The organism is Enterobacter sp. 50588862 (genome assembly GCF_001462935.1).
GTDB classification, from domain to species: domain Bacteria; phylum Pseudomonadota; class Gammaproteobacteria; order Enterobacterales; family Enterobacteriaceae; genus Enterobacter; species Enterobacter bugandensis.
The window spans coordinates 181,215-201,862 of sequence record NZ_LNHM01000036.1 but is presented as its reverse complement, the minus strand read 5'-3'; the positions used below and the strand labels follow the sequence as shown (position 1 = coordinate 201,862).

General features: G+C 58.6%; 16 protein-coding genes and 1 riboswitch. Of the genes, 11 read left to right on the top strand and 5 right to left on the bottom strand.

Features of this window, described 5'->3' with window-relative positions:
* Position 1 precedes the first annotated feature (1 nt).
* A complete protein-coding gene (gene leuC, locus APT89_RS19165) occupies positions 2–1,402 on the top strand; it encodes a 3-isopropylmalate dehydratase large subunit (protein ID WP_028015498.1) in 1,401 nt (466 codons plus the stop codon).
* Positions 1,403–1,412: 10 nt separating this feature from the next.
* Entirely contained in the window at positions 1,413–2,018 is a 606-nt protein-coding gene (gene leuD, locus APT89_RS19160) for a 3-isopropylmalate dehydratase small subunit (RefSeq protein WP_028015497.1), read from the top strand.
* Between the two features lie 92 nt (positions 2,019–2,110).
* Here leuD and APT89_RS19155 read toward each other — a convergent pair whose 3' ends face one another.
* The 3 genes from APT89_RS19155 to sgrT form a co-directional block, all read right to left on the bottom strand.
* Positions 2,111–2,263 (bottom strand): Hok/Gef family protein, encoded by a 153-nt coding sequence (locus tag APT89_RS19155; protein WP_010427008.1) that lies wholly within the window; start codon positions 2,261–2,263, stop codon positions 2,111–2,113.
* Positions 2,264–2,479: 216 nt separating this feature from the next.
* Positions 2,480–3,658 (bottom strand): sugar efflux transporter, encoded by a 1,179-nt coding sequence (locus tag APT89_RS19150; protein WP_028015496.1) that lies wholly within the window; start codon positions 3,656–3,658, stop codon positions 2,480–2,482.
* Positions 3,659–3,778: 120 nt separating this feature from the next.
* Positions 3,779–3,931, bottom strand: a complete 153-nt coding sequence (gene sgrT, locus APT89_RS19145; protein WP_060573313.1) for a glucose uptake inhibitor SgrT — start codon at positions 3,929–3,931, stop codon at positions 3,779–3,781.
* Between the two features lie 88 nt (positions 3,932–4,019).
* Between sgrT and sgrR the strand changes: the two genes are divergently transcribed.
* The 4 genes from sgrR to thiQ all read left to right on the top strand — a co-directional run bounded on the left by sgrR (position 4,020) and on the right by thiQ (position 9,098).
* A complete protein-coding gene (sgrR, locus tag APT89_RS19140; protein WP_048957875.1) occupies positions 4,020–5,675 on the top strand; it encodes an HTH-type transcriptional regulator SgrR in 1,656 nt (551 codons plus the stop codon).
* A 36-nt stretch (positions 5,676–5,711) separates the two neighbouring features.
* Positions 5,712–5,812, top strand: a riboswitch (TPP riboswitch).
* A gap of 31 nt (positions 5,813–5,843) precedes the next feature.
* The gene (gene thiB, locus APT89_RS19135) at positions 5,844–6,827 is read left to right on the top strand and encodes a thiamine ABC transporter substrate binding subunit (protein WP_041911251.1); all 984 of its coding nucleotides are present in this window, start codon (positions 5,844–5,846) and stop codon (positions 6,825–6,827) included.
* Positions 6,803–8,413 (top strand): thiamine/thiamine pyrophosphate ABC transporter permease ThiP, encoded by a 1,611-nt coding sequence (thiP, locus tag APT89_RS19130; protein WP_060573311.1) that lies wholly within the window; start codon positions 6,803–6,805, stop codon positions 8,411–8,413. Before thiB ends, thiP begins: the two co-directional genes overlap by 25 nt.
* Positions 8,397–9,098: a thiamine ABC transporter ATP-binding protein ThiQ gene (gene thiQ, locus APT89_RS19125; protein ID WP_041911253.1), complete on the top strand. Its 702-nt coding sequence runs from the start codon at positions 8,397–8,399 to the stop codon at positions 9,096–9,098. Before thiP ends, thiQ begins: the two co-directional genes overlap by 17 nt.
* Positions 9,099–9,141: 43 nt before the next feature.
* On the opposite strand, the gene APT89_RS19120 is transcribed toward thiQ, so the two are convergent.
* Together APT89_RS19120 and araC are read right to left on the bottom strand one after the other, a co-directional pair.
* Positions 9,142–9,909 (bottom strand): DedA family protein, encoded by a 768-nt coding sequence (locus tag APT89_RS19120; RefSeq protein WP_060573309.1) that lies wholly within the window; start codon positions 9,907–9,909, stop codon positions 9,142–9,144.
* A gap of 118 nt (positions 9,910–10,027) precedes the next feature.
* On the bottom strand, positions 10,028–10,873 hold the full coding sequence (araC, locus tag APT89_RS19115; RefSeq protein WP_028015490.1) for an arabinose operon transcriptional regulator AraC: 846 nt from the start codon (positions 10,871–10,873) through the stop codon (positions 10,028–10,030).
* Between the two features lie 335 nt (positions 10,874–11,208).
* On the opposite strand from araC, the gene araB reads away from it, so the two are divergent.
* From araB to rapA, 5 genes are all read left to right on the top strand, one after another.
* Complete coding sequence (gene araB, locus APT89_RS19110; protein WP_060573307.1) at positions 11,209–12,918, top strand: ribulokinase; 1,710 nt, start codon at positions 11,209–11,211, stop codon at positions 12,916–12,918.
* Positions 12,919–12,928: 10 nt separating this feature from the next.
* Positions 12,929–14,431, top strand: a complete 1,503-nt coding sequence (araA, locus tag APT89_RS19105; protein ID WP_028015488.1) for an L-arabinose isomerase — start codon at positions 12,929–12,931, stop codon at positions 14,429–14,431.
* Between the two features lie 47 nt (positions 14,432–14,478).
* Positions 14,479–15,174: an L-ribulose-5-phosphate 4-epimerase gene (araD, locus tag APT89_RS19100; protein WP_028015487.1), complete on the top strand. Its 696-nt coding sequence runs from the start codon at positions 14,479–14,481 to the stop codon at positions 15,172–15,174.
* 74 nt (positions 15,175–15,248) lie between these two features.
* Positions 15,249–17,606, top strand: a complete 2,358-nt coding sequence (gene polB / locus APT89_RS19095; protein ID WP_060573305.1) for a DNA polymerase II — start codon at positions 15,249–15,251, stop codon at positions 17,604–17,606.
* Between the two features lie 128 nt (positions 17,607–17,734).
* Positions 17,735–20,641 carry an RNA polymerase-associated protein RapA gene (gene rapA, locus APT89_RS19090; RefSeq protein ID WP_045631141.1) on the top strand — a complete coding sequence of 969 codons (2,907 nt, stop codon included), beginning with the start codon at positions 17,735–17,737 and terminating at the stop codon, positions 20,639–20,641.
* Positions 20,642–20,648: the final 7 nt, after the last annotated feature.

Sequence of the window (20,648 nt, the reverse complement as noted above, 5' to 3'; positions counted from 1 at the left end):
CATGGCCAAGACGTTATATGAAAAATTGTTTGATGCGCATGTTGTCTACGAAGCGCCAAACGAAACCCCGCTGCTGTACATTGACCGCCACCTGGTGCACGAAGTGACCTCTCCACAGGCCTTCGACGGCCTGCGCGCGCACAAGCGTCCGGTGCGCCAGCCGGGTAAAACCTTTGCCACGATGGATCACAACGTCTCCACCCAGACCAAAGACATCAATGCTTCCGGCGAGATGGCGCGCATCCAGATGCAGGAGCTGATCAAGAACTGCAACGAATTTGGCGTGGAGCTGTACGACCTGAACCACCCGTATCAGGGCATCGTCCACGTGATGGGACCTGAGCAGGGTATTACGCTGCCGGGCATGACCATCGTCTGCGGCGACTCCCATACCGCGACCCACGGCGCGTTTGGCGCGCTGGCGTTCGGCATCGGCACATCGGAAGTTGAGCACGTTCTGGCGACGCAGACTCTGAAACAGGGCCGCGCCAAAACCATGAAGATTGAGGTGAAGGGCAAAGCCGCGCCGGGTATCACCGCGAAAGATATCGTGCTGGCGATTATCGGCAAAACCGGCAGCGCAGGCGGTACCGGTCACGTGGTGGAATTCTGCGGTGAAGCCATTCAGGCGCTGAGCATGGAAGGCCGTATGACCCTGTGCAACATGGCGATTGAGATGGGTGCTAAAGCAGGCCTGGTCGCACCGGACGAAACCACCTTCAACTATGTGAAAGGCCGTCTGCACGCGCCGAAAGGTCAGGATTTTGACGACGCGGTCGCGTACTGGAAAACCCTGAAAACTGACGACGGTGCCACCTTTGATACCGTTGTCACGCTGCAGGCAGAAGAGATTGCGCCGCAAGTCACCTGGGGTACCAATCCTGGCCAGGTCATCTCCGTCAACGACAGCATTCCTGACCCGGCTTCCTTCGCCGATCCGGTCGAACGCGCCAGCGCGGAAAAAGCGCTGGCCTATATGGGGCTGAAACCCGGCGTACCGCTGACCGACGTGAACATTGATAAGGTGTTTATCGGCTCCTGCACCAACTCCCGTATCGAGGATTTACGCGCGGCGGCAGAGATTGCCAAAGGTCGCAAAGTGGCGCCGGGCGTGCAGGCGCTGGTGGTTCCAGGCTCCGGTCCGGTGAAAGCCCAGGCGGAAGCGGAAGGACTGGATAAGATCTTTATCGAAGCAGGCTTCGAATGGCGCCTGCCGGGCTGCTCCATGTGTCTGGCGATGAACAACGACCGCCTGAATCCGGGCGAGCGCTGCGCCTCCACCAGCAACCGTAACTTTGAAGGCCGTCAGGGCCGGGGTGGACGCACCCACCTGGTCAGCCCGGCAATGGCCGCCGCTGCGGCAGTCACCGGCCATTTCGCCGATATTCGCAGCCTGAAATAAGGAGACAATCATGGCAGAGAAATTTACCCAACATACGGGCCGTGTTGTCCCGCTGGACGCCGCTAACGTCGATACGGACGCGATCATTCCGAAGCAGTTTTTGCAGAAAGTAACCCGCACCGGTTTTGGCGCACACTTGTTCAACGACTGGCGTTTTCTGGACGACAAAGGCGAAGTGCCAAACCCGGAGTTCGTCCTGAACTTCCCGGAATACAAAGGTGCATCCATTCTTCTGGCGCGGGAAAACTTCGGCTGCGGCTCCTCGCGTGAGCATGCGCCCTGGGCGCTGACCGACTACGGCTTTAAGGTGGTTATCGCCCCGAGCTTCGCGGATATCTTCTACGGCAACAGCTTCAACAACCAGTTGCTGCCGGTGACGCTGAGCGACGAGCAGGTCGATGAACTGTTCGCGCTGGTTAAGGCAAATCCGGGGATGGCGTTTGAGGTGGATCTGGAAGCGGAAGTGGTGAAAGCCGGGGATAAGACCTACAGCTTCAGCATTGATGCCTTCCGTCGCCACTGCATGTTGAACGGTCTGGACAGCATTGGCCTGACGCTCCAGCACGAGGACGCCATCTCAGCGTACGAGAAAAAACAGCCTGCATTTATGGGCTAAAGGCAATGGCCCGCAGGGCGCGGGCCATTGATAAGGGTGCATTGAGGCTCAACCACTCTGGAGAGGCGGGGACACTTCCCCCGCCAATACCGCTAACGTTTCGCTTCGTAAGCCAACACTGCCGCCAGCTCTGTTTTCTCCTGTCTGAAGTGCAACTCACACAGCGAATCACGCACCATCCAGGTGAAGATCAATAGCGTCGTACAGATCAGAAACAAACCTAACAGCAGAGTACGTTTTGGCATTCCAGCCTCCTTATTGCTTTTCGGCAATGAAGAGACTAACCTCGCAATGTTGGTTGTGAAGTTGGTCTCCCCATCAGTTTTTTGATGTGGGACTCTCCACTGTTTGCCTCTTGCGAAAGCCTGAGGCAAACAGCCTCAAGCACCCGTCACGCACTCTATGCGCCTTCTCTGTATCTGTCAGAAAATCGTTTCATTTCGTGAAGCCGCCTTCCAGAATCAAACATCCTTGACCCGGCAGGTCAGCCCAAGCGTTACCACCGAAATCGCCGCAATCATCCAGTAAACCGAGGCATGACCATAACTTTGCGCCAGCGCGCCCTGAATCACTCCCGCCAAAATAACGCCCGTCGAAATACTGTTGGTAAAAAGCGTTGTCGCAGAGCCGGCGCGGCCGGGCATGAGATCCTGGAACCAGAGCATGCCGATCCCGGCAACGATGCCAATAAACACGGCATTAAACAGCTGCAGCGCCAGCAACGCTTCACGCGAATGGAAAAGGAGCAGCCCCGCGTAGAACAGCACCCCAGCCGCCACGGCAACGATCATCATCCGACGCTTTCCGAAGCGCTTAACGTAATACCCCGCCAGAATCATCGCCGGAATTTCCAGCCCGGCGGCGGTCCCCATTAAGATCCCCGCAAGCTTGTCCGGTAGGCCTAGATCGCTGCTGATCCACAGCGGCATATCAATAATGTACATGGTGTTGCAGGTCCACATCAGCGTGGAGGCGATAAACAGCATCCGCACGTTTTTATCCTGCCAGCCGCTCACCTGAGTGATGGGCTTATCCGTCGTCTGCTCAACCCGGGCGACAGACGGCAGCGCAAAGGCAATCAGAGCCAGACTGATAATAAAAATGCCTGCCGCGATAGAAAACATGACCGTAAAGCCATAGTTCAGCGCCAGCATGAAGGCCAGCGGCGGGCCGATGACCCACGCCAGCGAGAGCTGTGCGCGCATCACCGAGCTGAACATCACCACCTCTCGCGCCGAGCTGTCGGCGTATTCACGGGCCAGCGCGAACAGCTGCGGCATGGCGGTGTTCGCCAGAGAGGCCAGCAGCACGCCGCAGGTGATGAGCGTCAGGTAATGACGGTTAAAGGCAAAAAGCAGCGCGTTGCCCACGGCCATGGCGCAGCAAAAGAGGATCAGCCTGCGGCGATCGCCCTGGCTGTCGGATCGTTTCGCCAGCCCCAGGCTAACGAGGATCCCGGCAATTGCGTTAACGGTATAAAACAGGCCCACCCAAAACGGCTGCGCCCCCACCTCGCGGCTGAGAAACAGGCTCAGCGTCGGTGCCTGTAGCGCACCGGCCACGCCCATCATGAAGGCCACCAGCATAAAAGCAGCGTACACGCCATTCAGGCGGCGCCCCATCGTCATCAACCACAGCATGCGCAAGTCCTTGTGAAAGCGAATCGAAATTGGGTGAAAGAATAAACGAAAAAAGCCAGCAAAAACATTTTGCTGGCGGGTGATAAACACCAATACTCAGTCACACATGATCGAGGCGAGTTAGCGAGAAGAGGTCGGTTTCATAACGTCCCACTGCATCAGATCTTCCAGGATTCTCAGCCGTTGCTCTGCACACTGGCGGGCCAGCCAGGACACTCCCTTTGTCGCTGAAAAGTACTGCTGATAAAACTGACGTGCGGTAGACCTCTTCATAATTTACCTCCTCACTTCATCGGGAAGCATTATTGGCTTAATATAGGGATTAATAAATTGCTGATTTTTTGTCAGGAGTTCCTCTTTTATGCCATCCGGTCGACTGCAACAACAATTCATTCGTCTGTGGCAGTGCTGCGAGGGTCAATCGCAGGAGACCACGCTTAACGAGCTGGCAGAACTCCTCAACTGCTCTCGCCGCCATATGCGCACGTTACTCAACACTATGCAGCAGCAGGGCTGGCTAAGCTGGGAGGCCGAGGCGGGACGCGGCAAGCGCTCACGCTTGACCTTCCTGTATACCGGCCTGGCGTTGCAGCAGCAGCGGGCGGAGGATCTGCTGGAGCAGGACCGCATCGATCAGCTGGTCCAGCTGGTGGGCGACAAAGCCGCCGTGCGCCAGATGCTGGTCTCACACCTGGGACGCAGCTTTCGTCAGGGACGCCACATTCTGCGGGTGCTCTACTATCGTCCGATGAAAAACCTGTTGCCCGGCACGGCATTGCGACGTTCTGAAACCCACATGGCCCGGCAGATATTCAGCGGTCTGACGAAAATAAATGAGGAAAACGGGGAACTGGAAGCGGATATCGCCCACCACTGGCAGCAGCTTTCCCCCCTGCACTGGCGTTTCTTTTTACGCCCGGGCATTCACTTCCACCATGGCCGCGAGCTGGAGATGCGTGACGTTATCGCCTCTTTAGAGCGCGCCCGCACGCTGCCGCTCTATTCGCATATCACGCGGATCCACTCCCCAACGGCCTGGACGCTGGATATTGAGCTGTCCCAGCCAGACAACTGGCTGCCGTGGCTTCTGGGCTACGTGCCCTCGATGATCCTGCCTGCCGAGTGGCGATCCCTGAACAATTTTTCCAGCCAGCCGATCGGTACAGGCCCCTACTCCGTTACGCGCAATAACAGCAATCAGCTGAAGATCCGCGCCTTTGATGACTATTTTGGCTATCGGGCGCTGATCGACGAAGTGAACGTCTGGGTGTTACCGGATCTCAACGAAGAGCTGAGCGCAGGCCTCACCCTGGAGGGGCCCACAACCAGCGAAAAGGCGTTCGAGAGTCGCCTGGAGGAGGGCTGCTACTATCTTCTTTTTGACAGCCGCAGCCACCGCGGAGCAAACCACGATGTCCGCAAGTGGATCAGCCATATTCTGGCCCCGGCTAACCTGATTTATCACGCTGAAGAGCAATACCAGACCTGGTGGTTTCCGGCCTATGGCCTGCTTCCGCGCTGGCACCATGCACAGCCGGTCCGCAGCGAGAAACCTGCCGGGCTGGAGACCATCACCCTCAGCTACTATCGCGATCACATTGAGCACCGGTTTATCGCGAGGATCATGAGCAAGCTGCTCGCGGCCGAAGGCGTGACGCTGGCGATACAGGAAGTCGATTATGATGAATGGCACCGGGGGGATGTCGTCAGCGATATCTGGCTCAACAGCGCGAACTTCACGCTGCCGCTGGATTTCTCGCTCTTTTCGCACCTGTATGAAGTGCCCCTCATTCAGCACTGCATCAGCCGGGACTGGCAGCAGGACGCCGCGAAGTGGCGGGCAGGAGAGATGGATCTGGCCGCGTGGTGCCAGGAGCTGCTGGCCGGGCAGACGATCGTACCGTTGATCCACCACTGGCTGCTGATCCAGGGGCAGCGCAGCATGCGCGGCCTGCGGATGAACACCCTGGGCTGGTTTGATTTTAAATCCGCCTGGTTTGCGCCGCCGGAGCCATAACGCTTTCGTAATATTCACCAAATCATTACAATAGCGCCGTTCTCAACGGGGTGCTGCATCACAGATGTGCGCTGAGATAATACCCGTCGAACCTGATCCGGATAACGCCGGCGAAGGGATTTGAGGCTGTTTCTCAAAATCCTTTGCCACTCAACCCTGAGGTGCAAAGTGTTAAAAAACGTTCTTCCTCTGCTGGCGCTGGTTGCGCTGCCTGTTTTTGCTAAGCCTGTTCTGACGGTCTACACCTACGACTCCTTCTCCGCCGACTGGGGCCCTGGCCCGGTCGTCAAAAAAGCCTTTGAAGCGGACTGCAACTGCGAGCTGAAGTTCGTGGCGCTGGAAGATGGCGTTTCGCTGCTCAACCGCCTGCGCATGGAAGGGAAAAACAGCAAGGCCGACGTGGTGCTCGGACTGGATAACAACCTGCTGGAGGCCGCCTCGCAAACCAAACTCTTTGCTAAAAGCGGTGTCGCGGCAGAGGCCGTTAACGTGCCGGGCGGCTGGAAAAACGACACCTTTGTGCCGTTCGACTACGGCTACTTTGCTTTCGTCTACGATAAAAACAAGCTGAAAAACCCGCCGAAGAGCCTGAAAGAGTTGGTGGAAAGCGACCAGAAGTGGCGCGTGATTTATGAAGATCCGCGGACCAGCACGCCGGGCCTGGGTCTGCTGATGTGGATGCAGAAAGTCTACGGAGACAAAACGCCGGAGGCGTGGCAAAAGCTGGCTGCGAAAACCGTTACGGTCACTAAAGGCTGGAGCGAAGCCTACGGCCTGTTCCTGAAAGGCGAAAGCGATCTGGTGCTGAGCTACACCACCTCTCCGGCCTATCATATTATTGCCGAGAAGAAAGATAACTACGCGGCTGCGAATTTCTCTGAAGGTCACTACCTGCAGGTTGAAGTGGCTGCCCGCACCGCCGCCAGCAAACAGCCGGAACTGGCCGAGAAGTTCCTGAAATTTATGGTCTCCCCGGCATTCCAGAACGCCATTCCGACGGGCAACTGGATGTACCCGGTTACCGACGCGACGCTGCCAGCAGGCTTTGAGCAGCTGAACAAACCGCAGACCGCGCTGGAATTTACGCCGCAGCAGGTTGCCGCTCAGCGTGCCGCATGGATAAGCGAATGGCAACGCGCCGTCAGCCGCTGATCCCCGGCTGGTTAGTTCCCGGACTGATTGCCGCCATACTGATGGTGGTCGTCAGTCTGGGAGCGTTTCTGGCGCTGTGGTTTAACGCGCCAGAGAGCGATCTGCTCGCGCTCTGGCACGATAGCTATCTCTGGCACGTTATCCGTTTCTCCTTCTTGCAGGCGTTTCTTTCCGCGCTGCTGTCAGTCATCCCGGCCATTTTCCTTGCGCGCGCCCTCTATCGCAGACGTTTCCCCGGCAGGCTAGCCCTGCTGCGCCTGTGCGCCATGACGCTGATCCTGCCCGTGCTGGTGGCCGTCTTTGGCATCCTGAGCGTATACGGTCGCCAGGGCTGGCTGGCCTCCCTCTTCGCGTCTTTAGGCCTGGAATGGACCTTCTCTCCCTACGGGCTGAAGGGCATCCTGCTGGCACACATTTTCTTCAATATGCCGATGGCGACGCGCCTCTTTTTGCAGGCGCTGGAGAACATACCCGGCGAGCAGCGCCAAATTGCGGCCCAGCTCGGCATGCGCGGATGGTCATTCTTCCGCTTTGTCGAATGGCCGTGGCTGCGACGCCAGATTGCCCCGGTGGCCGCGCTGATCTTTATGCTCTGTTTCGCCAGCTTTGCGACCGTGCTTTCTCTCGGCGGCGGCCCGCAGGCCACCACCATTGAGCTGGCGATCTATCAGGCATTAAGTTACGACTACGATCCGGGCCGCGCCGCGTTGCTGGCGATCGTACAAATGGTGTGCTGCCTGGCGCTGGTGTTACTCAGCCAGCGGCTGAGCAAAGCGATCCCCGCAGGAAGCAATAATCTTTCTGGCTGGCGCGATCCGCAGGACAGCCTGCACAGCCGCATCTCGGACGTGATGCTGATTGCGCTGGCGCTCCTGCTTCTGCTGCCGCCGCTGCTGGCCGTGATCGCCGATGGCCTCAACCGGAATGTGGTATCGGTACTTCAACAGCCGGTCCTGTGGCAAGCCACATGGACCTCATTGCGTATCGCGCTGGCAGCCGGGCTAGTGTGCGTGACGCTCACCATGATGCTGCTCTGGAGCAGCCGCGAGCTGTACGCGCGACATGCCCGTAAAGCCGGACACGCGCTGGAACTGACGGGCATGCTGATCCTGGCGATGCCGGGCATTGTGCTGGCGACCGGCTTCTTTTTACTGTTTAACAGCACCATCGGCCTGCCGGAAAGCGCCGACGGCATCGTCATTTTTACCAACGCCTTAATGGCCATACCGTACGCGCTGAAGGTGCTGGAAAACCCGATGCGGGATGTTAACAGCCGGTACAGCGCCCTGTGCCAGTCCCTTGGCATTATGGGCTGGCGGCGGCTGAAAGTGGTCGAACTACGCGCCCTGAAGCGGCCGCTCGCCCAGGCGATGGCCTTCGCCTGCGTGCTGTCGATTGGGGATTTTGGCGTGGTGGCCCTCTTTGGCAACGAGGATTTCCGCACGCTGCCTTTCTGGCTTTATCAGCAAATTGGCTCCTATCGCAGCCAGGACGGCGCGGTCACGGCACTTTTACTGCTGGTGCTGTGCTTTGCGTTATTTACCGTTATCGAACAACTCCCGGGGCGTGATGTTAAAACTGACTGATGTAACCTGGCTTTACCAGCATCTGCCGATGCGTTTTACCCTCTCCGTTCGTCAGGGAGAGCGAATTGCGGTGCTTGGCCCAAGCGGGGCCGGTAAAAGTACCCTGCTCAATTTGATTGCCGGTTTTTTGCAGCCTGTCAGCGGGTCGATAGTCATTGATAATGGCGAGTATACCTACGCTCCGCCGGCTAAGCGCCCGGTGTCGATGCTGTTTCAGGAAAACAATCTGTTTAATCACCTTACGGTGTGGCAGAACATCGCGCTGGGAATCGATCCGGGGTTAAAACTCAATGCTGCGCAGCGTCAGAAGCTGGAGGTGATTGCCGAACAAATGGGCCTGTCCGCGTTGATTTCAAGACTGCCCGGTGAGCTTTCCGGCGGCCAGCGTCAGCGCGTGGCGCTGGCACGTTGTCTGGTGCGCGAGCAGCCGCTGCTGCTGCTCGACGAACCCTTTTCGGCACTCGACCCGGCCCTGCGCCAGGAGATGCTCTCGCTGGTGGAAGAGGTTTGCCAGCGCCAGCAGATCACGATGCTGATGGTTTCGCACAGCATTGAAGATGCCGCACGCATTGCACCGCGATCGGTAGTGATCGCGGAGGGACGGATTTTGTGGGATGGAGAAACAGAAGAACTTCTGAGTGGTAACACGGGGGCGTCTTCATTGTTGGGCATTCGTGCGGTCTGACGCCCTCACCCTGGCCCTCTCCCACGGGGAGAGGGAAAACACCTTAACGGCTCACCACCTTCAACAGGATCTCGCCGTACACCGGCATCAGCGGGTGACGAATCAGCGCAACCAGCGCCACCACCGCCACGCCCAGCGTCAGCGGGGCCAGCCAGAGCAGGCGCGTGCGCGGGAGATAGTGCGTCAGGCGATCGACGCTGGCTTTCGCGCTGCGCCATAGCCGCCAGCAGAGCCAGACCGCCAGCCACAGCAGCACCGCCGTTCCCAGCAGCAGCCACTTGAACTCACCGCTTTGCATACCGTCAGGGATATCAATGGCCGCACCCGCGAGGATCCCCGGCAGGAAGTAAAACGGCGGCCAGAATACGCAGCCGATAATGTTCGGCACCACGAATTTTGCGACGGGCAGATCCAGCATCCCCGCCACCATCGGCACCAGCGGACGCGTTGGCCCGACAAAGCGGCCTACCAGAATGGTGAACATGCTGTGCTGGTGCAGCGCATGTTCGGTTTTATCCAGCAGCGCTTTGTTCTTTTTCATGAACGACCAGCGGTGCAGCGGCTTCTTAAAGCGCCAGCCCAGCCAGAAGGAGATCCAGTCCCCCAGCAGGCAGCCGATAATCCCGGCCAGCCACGCCTGCCAGAAATTGACCTCACCGCTGCCTATAAGCGCCCCAAGCCCCGCCATCATCACGGTGCCGGGCAGGATCAGCCCAACCAGCGCCAGCGATTCCAGAAACGCCACCAGCGCCACAGCGATGAGCGAGTACATAACGGACTGGGTAATAAAGTGTTCCAGCAATGCCTGCATAACTATTCCGGTCAGAAAACGAATCAGCGATTCTGCTTAGCGCCCCGCACCGCGTCAAGGCATCAATTGTCTGAATAGTTTACAGGATGCTCCTGAAGTTCACCTGAATGTTTACCGTTTATTCACATCCCGCGCGGAATTCACTGGGACTGGCGCCGGTGCACTTCTTAAACACGCGAGAGAAATAGAGCTGATCTTCAAAGCCCACGTTGCGTCCGACGGTCGCGATAGGCATCCGGGTGGTGCTGAGCAACAGCTTTGCCTGGCTGATGCGCTGATCCTCACGCCAGCTGAGCACGCTCACGCCAAGCTGCTGGCGGAACAAGTGTGACAGGCGGGACGGCGAAAGACAGACGTGCTGGGCAACGCTGGCGATATCAAACTGGCTGTCGGCCAGATGGTCGCTGATGTACTGGCAGGCGTCGCGGACGCGGTTATCCAGCGGCGGGTTAAGCGACTCGTTGATCGCCTCCATGCGGCGCAGCAGCACCTGCTCAAGCAGGTTGATCGCCAGCAGTTCGGCATAGCGCCCGCCCGCCTGCCCCGCCTCAATAATTTGTGCGAACAGTTCACGAAACTGCGCCAGATGCGCCTCATCCGGACGATAAAAACCGGTTTGCGCGAAAATAGCCGGCCATGAGAGCCACTCCTGCCAGTAGGCGCGCGGGCGGAAATAGACCCACTGGTGATACCACTCTTTGGCGTCCGGGTGACGCCCGTAGTGGTGGATCTCCCCCGGCGGGAACAGCAGCATATCGCCCGGGCGGCAAACAAACTGCCGATCGCCGTTTTTTATCACCCCTTCCCCGCGTACGGTCAGGTTCAGAATATACCCTTTCATGCCGAGCGGCCGGTCGACGTAAAAATCGAGATACCCCTCGGCCTCAATTGGCGTCAGCCCCGCCACCAGATGGGCGTTGAATGAGTATCCCGGCAGCAGGGGATCGTTTTGCGGTTCGGCCATAGATTCAGTTCTCCCAAGGGTCCTGAAGGAAACCATTTGTCCATATCGTTAAAAGCAGTATAAAAATGGCCTGCGAAAAGATCCAAAAAGCATCACGCCTCTTTTACGTCCGCCATATTTCAGCCTTTTCCCCTGATTTTTCTGCCGACACGGGCAGAGAAGCAGTAACAAAAGTGTCTATAAGTGCGGCAGAAATGTCCACATTGAATATTTGCACGGCGTCACACTTTCCGTCGTAACAGCAATTTAGTCCATAAGATTAGCGGATCCTGCCTGACGATTTTTATCCCCAGTCTCTAATGTTCTTCCATACCTGTTTCGGATGGAGCAACACCATGGCAATTGCAATTGGCCTCGATTTTGGCAGCGACTCGGTTCGCGCGCTGGCAGTGGACTGTACGACTGGCCAGGAGATAGCAACCAGCGTTGAGTGGTATCCGCGCTGGCAAGAGGGGCGCTACTGCGATGCGCCAAACAACCAGTTCCGTCACCACCCGCGCGATTACATTGAATCGATGGAAGCGGCGATCAAAACCGTGCTGGCTGAACTGACTGACGCCCAGCGGGCCGACGTCGTGGGGATTGGCGTCGACAGCACCGGTTCAACGCCAGCCCCGGTGGACGCTGAAGGCCGCGTGCTGGCGCTGCGCCCGGAGTTTGCCGACAACCCGAACGCCATGTTCGTGCTTTGGAAAGACCATACCGCCGTGGAAGAGGCGGAAGCCATCACCCGCTTATGCCATCAGCCGGGCAAAACCGACTACTCGCGCTACATCGGCGGCATCTACTCCAGCGAATGGTTCTGGGCCAAAATCCTGCACGTTACCCGCGCGGACGCTTCGGTCGCCCAGGCCGCGGCATCCTGGATTGAGCTGTGCGACTGGGTTCCCGCCCTGCTCTCCGGCACCACTCGCCCGCAGGATATCCGCCGCGGCCGCTGCAGCGCCGGGCATAAATCCCTGTGGCATGAAGGTTGGGGCGGTCTTCCTCCGGCAGCGTTCTTCGATGAACTTGACCCGATCATCAACAAAAATCTGAAATACCCGCTCTTTACCGACACCTTCACCGCCGATATTCCGGTCGGCACGCTCTGCGAAGAGTGGGCGACGCGCCTCGGCCTGCCGCAAAACGTGACCATTTCCGGCGGCGCGTTCGACTGCCACATGGGCGCCGTGGGCGCGGGTGCGCAGCCTAACACGCTGGTGAAAGTGATTGGCACCTCCACCTGCGACATTCTGACGGCAGATAAAGCCAGCGTCGGCGACCGCGCGGTGAAAGGGATCTGCGGCCAGGTTGACGGCAGCGTGGTGCCAGATTTTATCGGCCTCGAAGCCGGTCAGTCCGCATTTGGCGATATCTACGCCTGGTTTGGCCGCGTGCTGGGTTGGCCGCTGGATCGGCTGGCGGAAACGCACCCTGAACTGAAAACCCAGATAGCCGGGAGCAAAAAGCAGCTTCTGCCGCAGCTCACCGAAGCCTGGGCAAAAAATCCGTCTCTCGACCACCTGCCGGTGGTGCTGGACTGGTTTAACGGTCGCCGCACGCCGTTTGCCAACCAGCGCCTGAAAGGGGTGATTACCGATCTCAACCTGGCGACCGATGCCCCGGCGCTGTTCGGCGGTCTTATTGCCGCCACCGCGTTCGGCGCGCGCGCCATTATGGAGTGCTTCACCGAACAGGGCATCGACGTGAACAACGTGATGGCGCTGGGCGGTATCGCCCGTAAAAACCCGGTGATTATGCAGGCCTGCTGCGACGTGCTGAACCGTCCGCTGCAGATTGTGGCCTCCGATCAGTGCTGCGCGCTGGGCGCCGCGATTTTCGCTGCCGTGGCCGCAGGCGTTCATGCGGATATCCCGACCGCGCAGCAGCACATGGCAAGCGCCGTCGAAAACACGCTCCAGCCGCGTGTCCAGCAGGCACAACGCTTTGAACAGCTTTATCAGCGCTACCAGCAATGGGCAAAAAGCGCCGAGCTTCACTATCTCCCTGTCGCCGCCCCGGCCAAAAGCACCGCGGACACTACGGCAACCCTGACCCATTAAGGACACGATGATGACCATTTTTAATAATTATGAAGTGTGGTTTGTGATTGGCAGCCAGCATCTGTACGGACCGGAAGCGCTGCAGCAGGTAACGAAACACGCGGAGCACGTGGTTAACGCGCTTAACGCGGAAGCCAAACTGCCGTGCAAACTGGTGCTGAAGCCGCTGGGTACGACGCCGGACGAAATCACCAATATCTGCCGTGACGCCAACTACGACGACAAATGCGCCGGCCTGGTCGTGTGGCTGCACACCTTCTCACCGGCCAAAATGTGGATCAACGGCCTGGCAATCCTCAACAAACCGCTGCTGCAGTTCCACACTCAGTTCAATGCCTCCCTGCCGTGGGACAGCATCGACATGGACTTTATGAACCTGAACCAGACCGCGCACGGCGGCCGCGAGTTCGGCTTCATCGGTGCGCGCATGCGCCAGCAGCACGCTGTGGTCACCGGCCACTGGCAGGACGGCAAGGCGCAACAGCGTATCGGCTCCTGGATGCGTCAGGCGGTCTCTAAGCAGGATACCCGCCACCTGAAAGTGGTGCGTTTCGGCGACAACATGCGTGAAGTGGCGGTGACCGACGGCGATAAAGTCGCGGCGCAGATCAAGTTCGGCTTCTCCGTGAATACCTGGGCGGTGGGCGACCTGGTGCAGGTGGTGAATGACATCAGCGACGGCGACGTGAGCGCGCTGGTGGACGAGTACGAAAGCAGCTACCGCCTGACGCCTGCGGCGCAAGTTAACGGCGACAAGCGTCAGAACGTGCTGGATGCCGCACGTATTGAGCTGGGCATGAAGCGTTTTCTGGAACAGGGCGGCTTCCATGCCTTTACCACCACCTTTGAAGATCTCCACGGCCTGAAACAGCTCCCGGGTCTGGCGGTACAACGTCTGATGCAGCAGGGCTACGGCTTTGCGGGCGAAGGCGACTGGAAAACTGCCGCTCTGCTTCGCATCATGAAGGTGATGTCGACCGGTCTGCAGGGCGGCACCTCCTTTATGGAGGACTACACCTACCACTTCGAGAACGGCAACGATCTGGTGCTCGGTTCGCACATGCTGGAAGTGTGTCCCTCCATCGCGGTTGAAGAGAAACCGATCCTTGACGTGCAGTACCTCGGCATCGGCGGCAAAGCGGATCCGGCCCGTCTGATCTTCAACACCCGTACCGGTCCGGCCATCAACGCCAGCCTGATCGACCTCGGCGACCGCTTCCGCCTGCTGGTGAACTGTGTCGATGCGGTTGAAACTCCGCACTCTCTGCCGAAGCTGCCGGTCGCCAATGCCCTGTGGAAAGCGCAGCCGGACCTGCCAACCGCGTCAGAGGCGTGGATCCTGGCGGGTGGCGCGCACCACACCGTCTTCAGCCACGCGCTGGACCTGAACGATATGCGCCAGTTTGCCGAGCTGCACGATATCGAGCTGACCGTGATTGATAACGACACCCGTCTGCCAGCCTTTAAAGACGCGCTGCGCTGGAACGAAGTCTATTACGGTTCAAAACGCTAAGTACGTAATGCCCGGTGGCGCTGCGCTCGCCGGGCAGGGAGACAACGATGTTAGAAGATCTCAAACGTCAGGTACTTGAAGCCAACCTGGCGCTGCCAAAACATAACCTGGTGACCCTGACCTGGGGCAACGTCAGCGCCGTTGACCGGGAAAAAGGGGTATTCGTGATCAAGCCTTCGGGCGTGGATTACACGGTGATGACCGCAGAGGATATGGTCGTGGTCAGCATCGAAACGGGTGAAGTAGTGGAAGGTAACAAAAAACCGTCGTCCGATACGCCCACCCACCGTCTGCTGTATCAGTCCTTCCCGACTATCGGCGGCATCGTGCATACCCATTCGCGTCACGCGACCATCTGGGCGCAGGCGGGCCAGTCCATTCCGGCCACCGGCACCACCCACGCGGACTACTTTTACGGCACCATTCCCTGCACGCGTCTGATGACCGATGCGGAGATTAACGGTGAGTACGAATGGGAAACCGGGAACGTGATCGTCGAAACCTTTGAAAAACAGGGGATCGACGCGGCGCAAATGCCCGGCGTACTGGTGCATTCCCACGGCCCGTTTGCCTGGGGTAAAAACGCGCAAGACGCGGTGCATAACGCGATAGTGCTGGAGGAAATCGCCTACATGGGGATCTTCTGCCGCCAGCTGGCACCGCAGTTGCCGGATATGCAGCAAACCCTGCTGGATAAACACTACCTGCGCAAGCACGGCGCGAAGGCCTATTACGGACAATAAACTGTATATATCCCCAGCATAAAACATTCAACCAGGCTATAATCAGGCCTGGTTTTGTTTTATGGGATGGCGGCGTGGCACAGGCGCAAGAAGGCTTTTTACTGACCCGACACTGGCGGGATACCCCTCAGGGCACCGAGGTTGCGTTCTGGCTGGCGACAGATAACGGCCCGCTGCACGTTACGCTTCCTCCTCAGGAATCCGTGGCGTTTATCCCTGAACATTACGTCGAGAAGGTAAAACAACTGCTGCGCGATGAGAACGGCTGGCGCCTCACTCCTCTTGAGCTAAAAGATTTCCATCGTCAGCCGGTGTATGGCCTATACTGCCGCGCCCATCGCCAACTGATGCGCTACGAAAAATTACTACGCGAAGCGGGCGTGACGCTCTACGAAGCGGACATTCGTCCGCCGGAACGCTTTCTGATGGAGCGGTTTATTACCGCCCCCGTCTGGGTTGACGGCGCTGAGCAAAACGGCACCCTTATCAACGCTCGCCTGAAGCCTAATCCGCATTATCGCCCCCCGCTAAAGTGGGTTTCCCTGGATATCGAAACCACCCGTCACGGCGAGCTATACTGCATCGGCCTGGAAGGCTGCGGGCAGCGGGTTGTCTATATGCTCGGGCCGCCGAACGGCGATGCGTCCGCGCTCGATTTTCAGCTTGAGTACGTCAACAGCCGACCGCAGCTGCTGGAGAAGCTTAACCAGTGGTTTGCCGAGCACGACCCGGACGTGCTGATCGGCTGGAACGTGGTGCAGTTTGACCTGCGCGTACTGCAAAAACACGCAGAGCGGTATCGCATCCCACTGATGCTCGGGCGCGGAAATATGGAGCTGGAGTGGCGCGAGCACGGCTTTAAGAACGGCGTGTTCTTTGCGCAGGCCAACGGCCGCCTGATTATCGACGGCATCGAGGCGCTGAAATCCGCGTTCTGGAATTTCTCCTCCTTCTCTCTGGAAGCGGTAGCGCAGGAATTGCTCGGTGAAGGCAAATCCATCGACAATCCGTGGGACCGCATGGACGAGATTGACCGGCGCTTCAACGAAGACAAACCGGCGCTCGCCACCTATAACCTGAAAGACTGCGAGCTGGTGACGCAGATATTCCACAAAACCGAGATCATGCCGTTCCTGCTGGAGCGCGCGACGGTAAATGGCCTCGCGGCTGACAGGCACGGCGGCTCGGTAGCCGCCTTTAGCCACCTCTATTTCCCACGAATGCACCGTGCGGGCTATGTTGCGCCCAACCTCGGGGACGTACCGCCGCAGGCCAGCCCCGGCGGCTACGTGATGGACTCCCGCCCAGGACTGTATGATTCGGTTCTGGTGCTGGACTACAAAAGCCTCTACCCGTCAATTATCCGCACTTTCCTTATTGACCCGGTGGGGCTGGTGGAGGGGATGGCGCAGCCAGACGATACGCACAGCACCGAAGGTTTTCTCGGGGCACGCTTCTCGCGCGAAAAACACTGTCTGCCGGAGATTGTGGGGAACATCTGGCACGGCCGCGACGAGGCGAAACGTCATGGCAACAAGCCGCTCTCGCAGGCCCTGAAAATTATTATGAACGCTTTCTACGGCGTGCTGGGTACCAGCGCCTGCCGCTTCTTCGATCCGCGTCTGGCGTCGTCCATCACCATGCGCGGACACGACATCATGCGTCAGACCAAAGCGCTGATTGAATCCCGGGGCTATGACGTTATCTACGGCGACACGGATTCAACCTTTGTGTGGCTTAAGGGCGCACATTCAGAAGACGACGCCTCACGAATCGGCAAAGAACTGGTGGCCTTCGTAAACGACTGGTGGCAGGAACATTTGCAAAAAGAGCGGTTAACCAGCGCATTAGAACTGGAATTTGAAACCCATTTTGCCCGTTTTTTAATGCCCACCATCCGCGGAACCGACCAGGGCAGCAAGAAGCGCTACGCCGGGCTGATCCAGGAGGGTGAAAAGCAGAGAATGGTCTTTAAAGGCCTGGAGACGGTGCGCACTGACTGGACGCCGCTGGCACAGCAGTTCCAGCAGACGCTCTATCTGCGGATCTTCCGCAACGAGCCCTATCAGGACTACATCCGCGAAACCATCGCCAGCCTGATGGCCGGCGAGCTGGATGACCAGCTGGTATATCGCAAGCGCCTGCGCCGCCCGCTGGCGGAGTACCAGCGCAACGTCCCGCCCCACGTGCGCGCCGCGCGCCTGGCGGACGAAGAGAATGTACGCCGGGGCCGCGCGCCGCAGTATCAGAATCGGGGGACGATAAAATACGTCTGGACAACGAACGGGCCGGAGCCCGTTGATTACCAGCAGTCGCCTCTCGATTACGATCACTACCTGACCCGCCAGCTTCAGCCGGTTGCGGAGGGAATTTTACCGTTCATCGACGACGATTTTGCTACACTTGTGACAGGGCAACTTGGCCTATTTTGACGCGTGACGAAATGGCTGCCATCCAGTACCATAGCGCCCTTTCCATTCCCGGACCCATTTTTCGATGACCGTCTTTTTTGACGGGGGTCGAACTATTGCCTGCAATTAAAGATTAGAGCCGAACAACTATGCCTTTTACACTTGGTCAACGCTGGATCAGCGATACAGAAAGCGAACTTGGATTAGGAACCGTCGTTGCCGTCGATGCGCGCATGGTTACCCTCCTCTTCCCTGCTACCGGTGAAAACCGCCTGTACGCCCGCAATGACTCCCCTGTGACCCGCGTAATGTTCAATCCGGGCGACACCGTGACCAGCCACGAAGGCTGGCAGCTAAAGGTTGAAGACGTAAAAGAAGAGAATGGACTGCTCGCCTACATCGGAACGCGTCTTGATACCGACGAGACGAACGTCATCCTGCGTGAAGTGCTGCTCGACAGCAAACTGGTGTTCAGCAAGCCGCAGGACCGCCTGTTTGCCGGGCAAATCGACCGTATGGATCGCTTCTCCCTGCGCTACCGCGCGCGTAAGTTCCAGAGCGAACAGTACCGCATGCCGTGGAGTGGCCTGCGCGGCCAGCGCACCAGCCTGATCCCCCACCAGCTGAATATCGCCCATGACGTGGGCCGTCGCCATGCGCCCCGCGTGCTGCTTGCTGACGAAGTGGGCCTGGGTAAAACCATCGAAGCGGGCATGATCCTGCACCAGCAATTGCTCTCTGGCGCTGCCGAGCGCGTGCTGATTGTCGTGCCGGAAACCCTCCAGCACCAGTGGCTGGTGGAGATGCTGCGCCGCTTTAACCTGCGCTTCTCCCTGTTCGACGACGAGCGCTATGCCGAAGCGCAGCACGACGCGGACAACCCGTTTGAAACCGAACAGCTGGTAATCTGCTCGCTGGATTTCGTGCGCCGCAGCAAGCAGCGTCTTGAGCATCTGTGCGATGCCGAATGGGACCTGATGGTCGTCGACGAAGCGCACCACCTGGTGTGGAGCGAAGATGCCCCAAGCCGCGAATATATGGCGATTGAACAGCTTGCCGAGCGCGTGCCCGGCGTCCTGCTGCTGACCGCAACGCCGGAGCAGCTCGGTCTGGAAAGTCACTTCGCCCGTCTGCGCCTGCTCGATCCAAACCGTTTCCACGACTTCGCTCAGTTCGTGGAAGAGCAGAACAACTACCGTCCGGTTGCGGATGCCGTCGCGCTGCTGCTGGCGGGTAAACGTCTCTCAAACGATGAACTTAACACTCTGAGCGATCTGATTGGCGAGCAGGATATCGAACCGCTGCTGCAGGCTGCGAACAGCGACAGCGAGAATGCGGGGTCCGCGCGTAAAGAGCTGATCGACATGCTGATGGACCGTCACGGCACCAGCCGCGTGCTGTTCCGCAACACCCGTAACGGCGTGAAAGGGTTCCCGAAACGCGAACTGCACACCATCAAGCTCCCGCTGCCGACGCAGTATCAGACGGCGATTAAAGTCTCCGGCATTATGGGCGCGCGCAAAACTCAGGAAGAGCGCGCGCGTGACATGCTCTACCCGGAGCAGATTTATCAGGAATTTGAAGGTGATACCGGCACCTGGTGGAACTTCGACCCGCGCGTGGAGTGGCTGATGGGCTACCTGACCGCGCACCGCTCCCAGAAAGTGCTGGTGATCTGCGCCAAAGCCGCCACCGCGCTGCAGCTGGAACAGGTTCTGCGCGAGCGCGAAGGCATTCGTGCCGCCGTGTTCCACGAAGGCATGTCCATCGTCGAGCGCGACCGCGCGGCGGCGTGGTTCAGTGAAGAGGACAGCGGCGCGCAGGTGATGCTGTGCTCCGAAATCGGTTCTGAAGGGCGTAACTTCCAGTTCGCCAGCAATCTGGTGATGTTCGATCTGCCGTTCAACCCGGATCTGCTGGAGCAGCGTATCGGCCGTCTGGATCGTATCGGCCAGGCGCACGATATTCAGATCCACGTGCCGTACCTGGAAAAAACCGCTCAGTCGGTACTGGTGCGCTGGTTCCACGAAGGTCTGGATGCGTTTGAGCATACCTGCCCAACGGGCCGCACCATTTATGACCAGGTGCATGGCGATCTGATCGGTTACCTGGCCGCGCCGGAAAATACCGACGGTTTTGACGATCTGATTAAATCCTGCCGCGAGAAACATGAAGCGCTGAAGGCGCAGCTTGAACAGGGGCGCGACCGCCTGCTGGAGATCCACTCCAACGGTGGCGAAAAAGCGCAGGCGCTTGCCGAGAGCATTGAAGAACAAGATGACGACACCAGCCTGATCGGCTTCTCCATGAACCTGTTCGACATTGTCGGGATTAACCAGGACGATCGTGGCGAGAACCTGATCGTGTTAACCCCATCAGACCACATGCTGGTGCCCGATTTCCCGGGCCTGCCGGAAGATGGCTGTACCATCACCTTCGAGCGTGACGTGGCGCTGTCCCGCGAAGATGCTCAATTCATCACCTGGGAACACCCGCTGATCCGCAACGGGCTGGATCTGATCCTCTCCGGAGATACCGGCAGCAGCACCATCTCCCTGTTGAAAAACAAGGCGCTGCCCGTAGGCACGCTGCTGCTGGAGCTGATCTATGTTGTGGAAGCGCAAGCGCCGAAACAGCTGCAGCTCAACCGCTTCCTGCCGCCAACGCCGGTGCGTTTGCTGCTGGATAAAAACGGTACGAACCTGGCAGGACAGGTGGAGTTCGAAAGCTTCAACCGCCAGCTGAGCGCGGTGAACCGCCATACCGGCAGCAAGCTGGTGAACGCGGTCCAGCAGGACGTGCACGCCATTCTCCAGCAGGGCGAAATCCAGATTGAAAAAGCGGCCCGAGACCTGATTGACGCCGCGCGCAATGAAGCCGACGAGAAACTGTCTGCCGAGCTGTCCCGTCTGGAAGCGTTAAAAGCGGTCAATCCGAACATCCGCGACGACGAACTGGCGGCAATTGAAAGCAACCGTCAGCAGGTGCTGGAAAGCCTGAATCAGGCAGGCTGGCGTCTGGACGCCCTGCGTCTTATCGTTGTGACGCATCAGTAAACGGAGC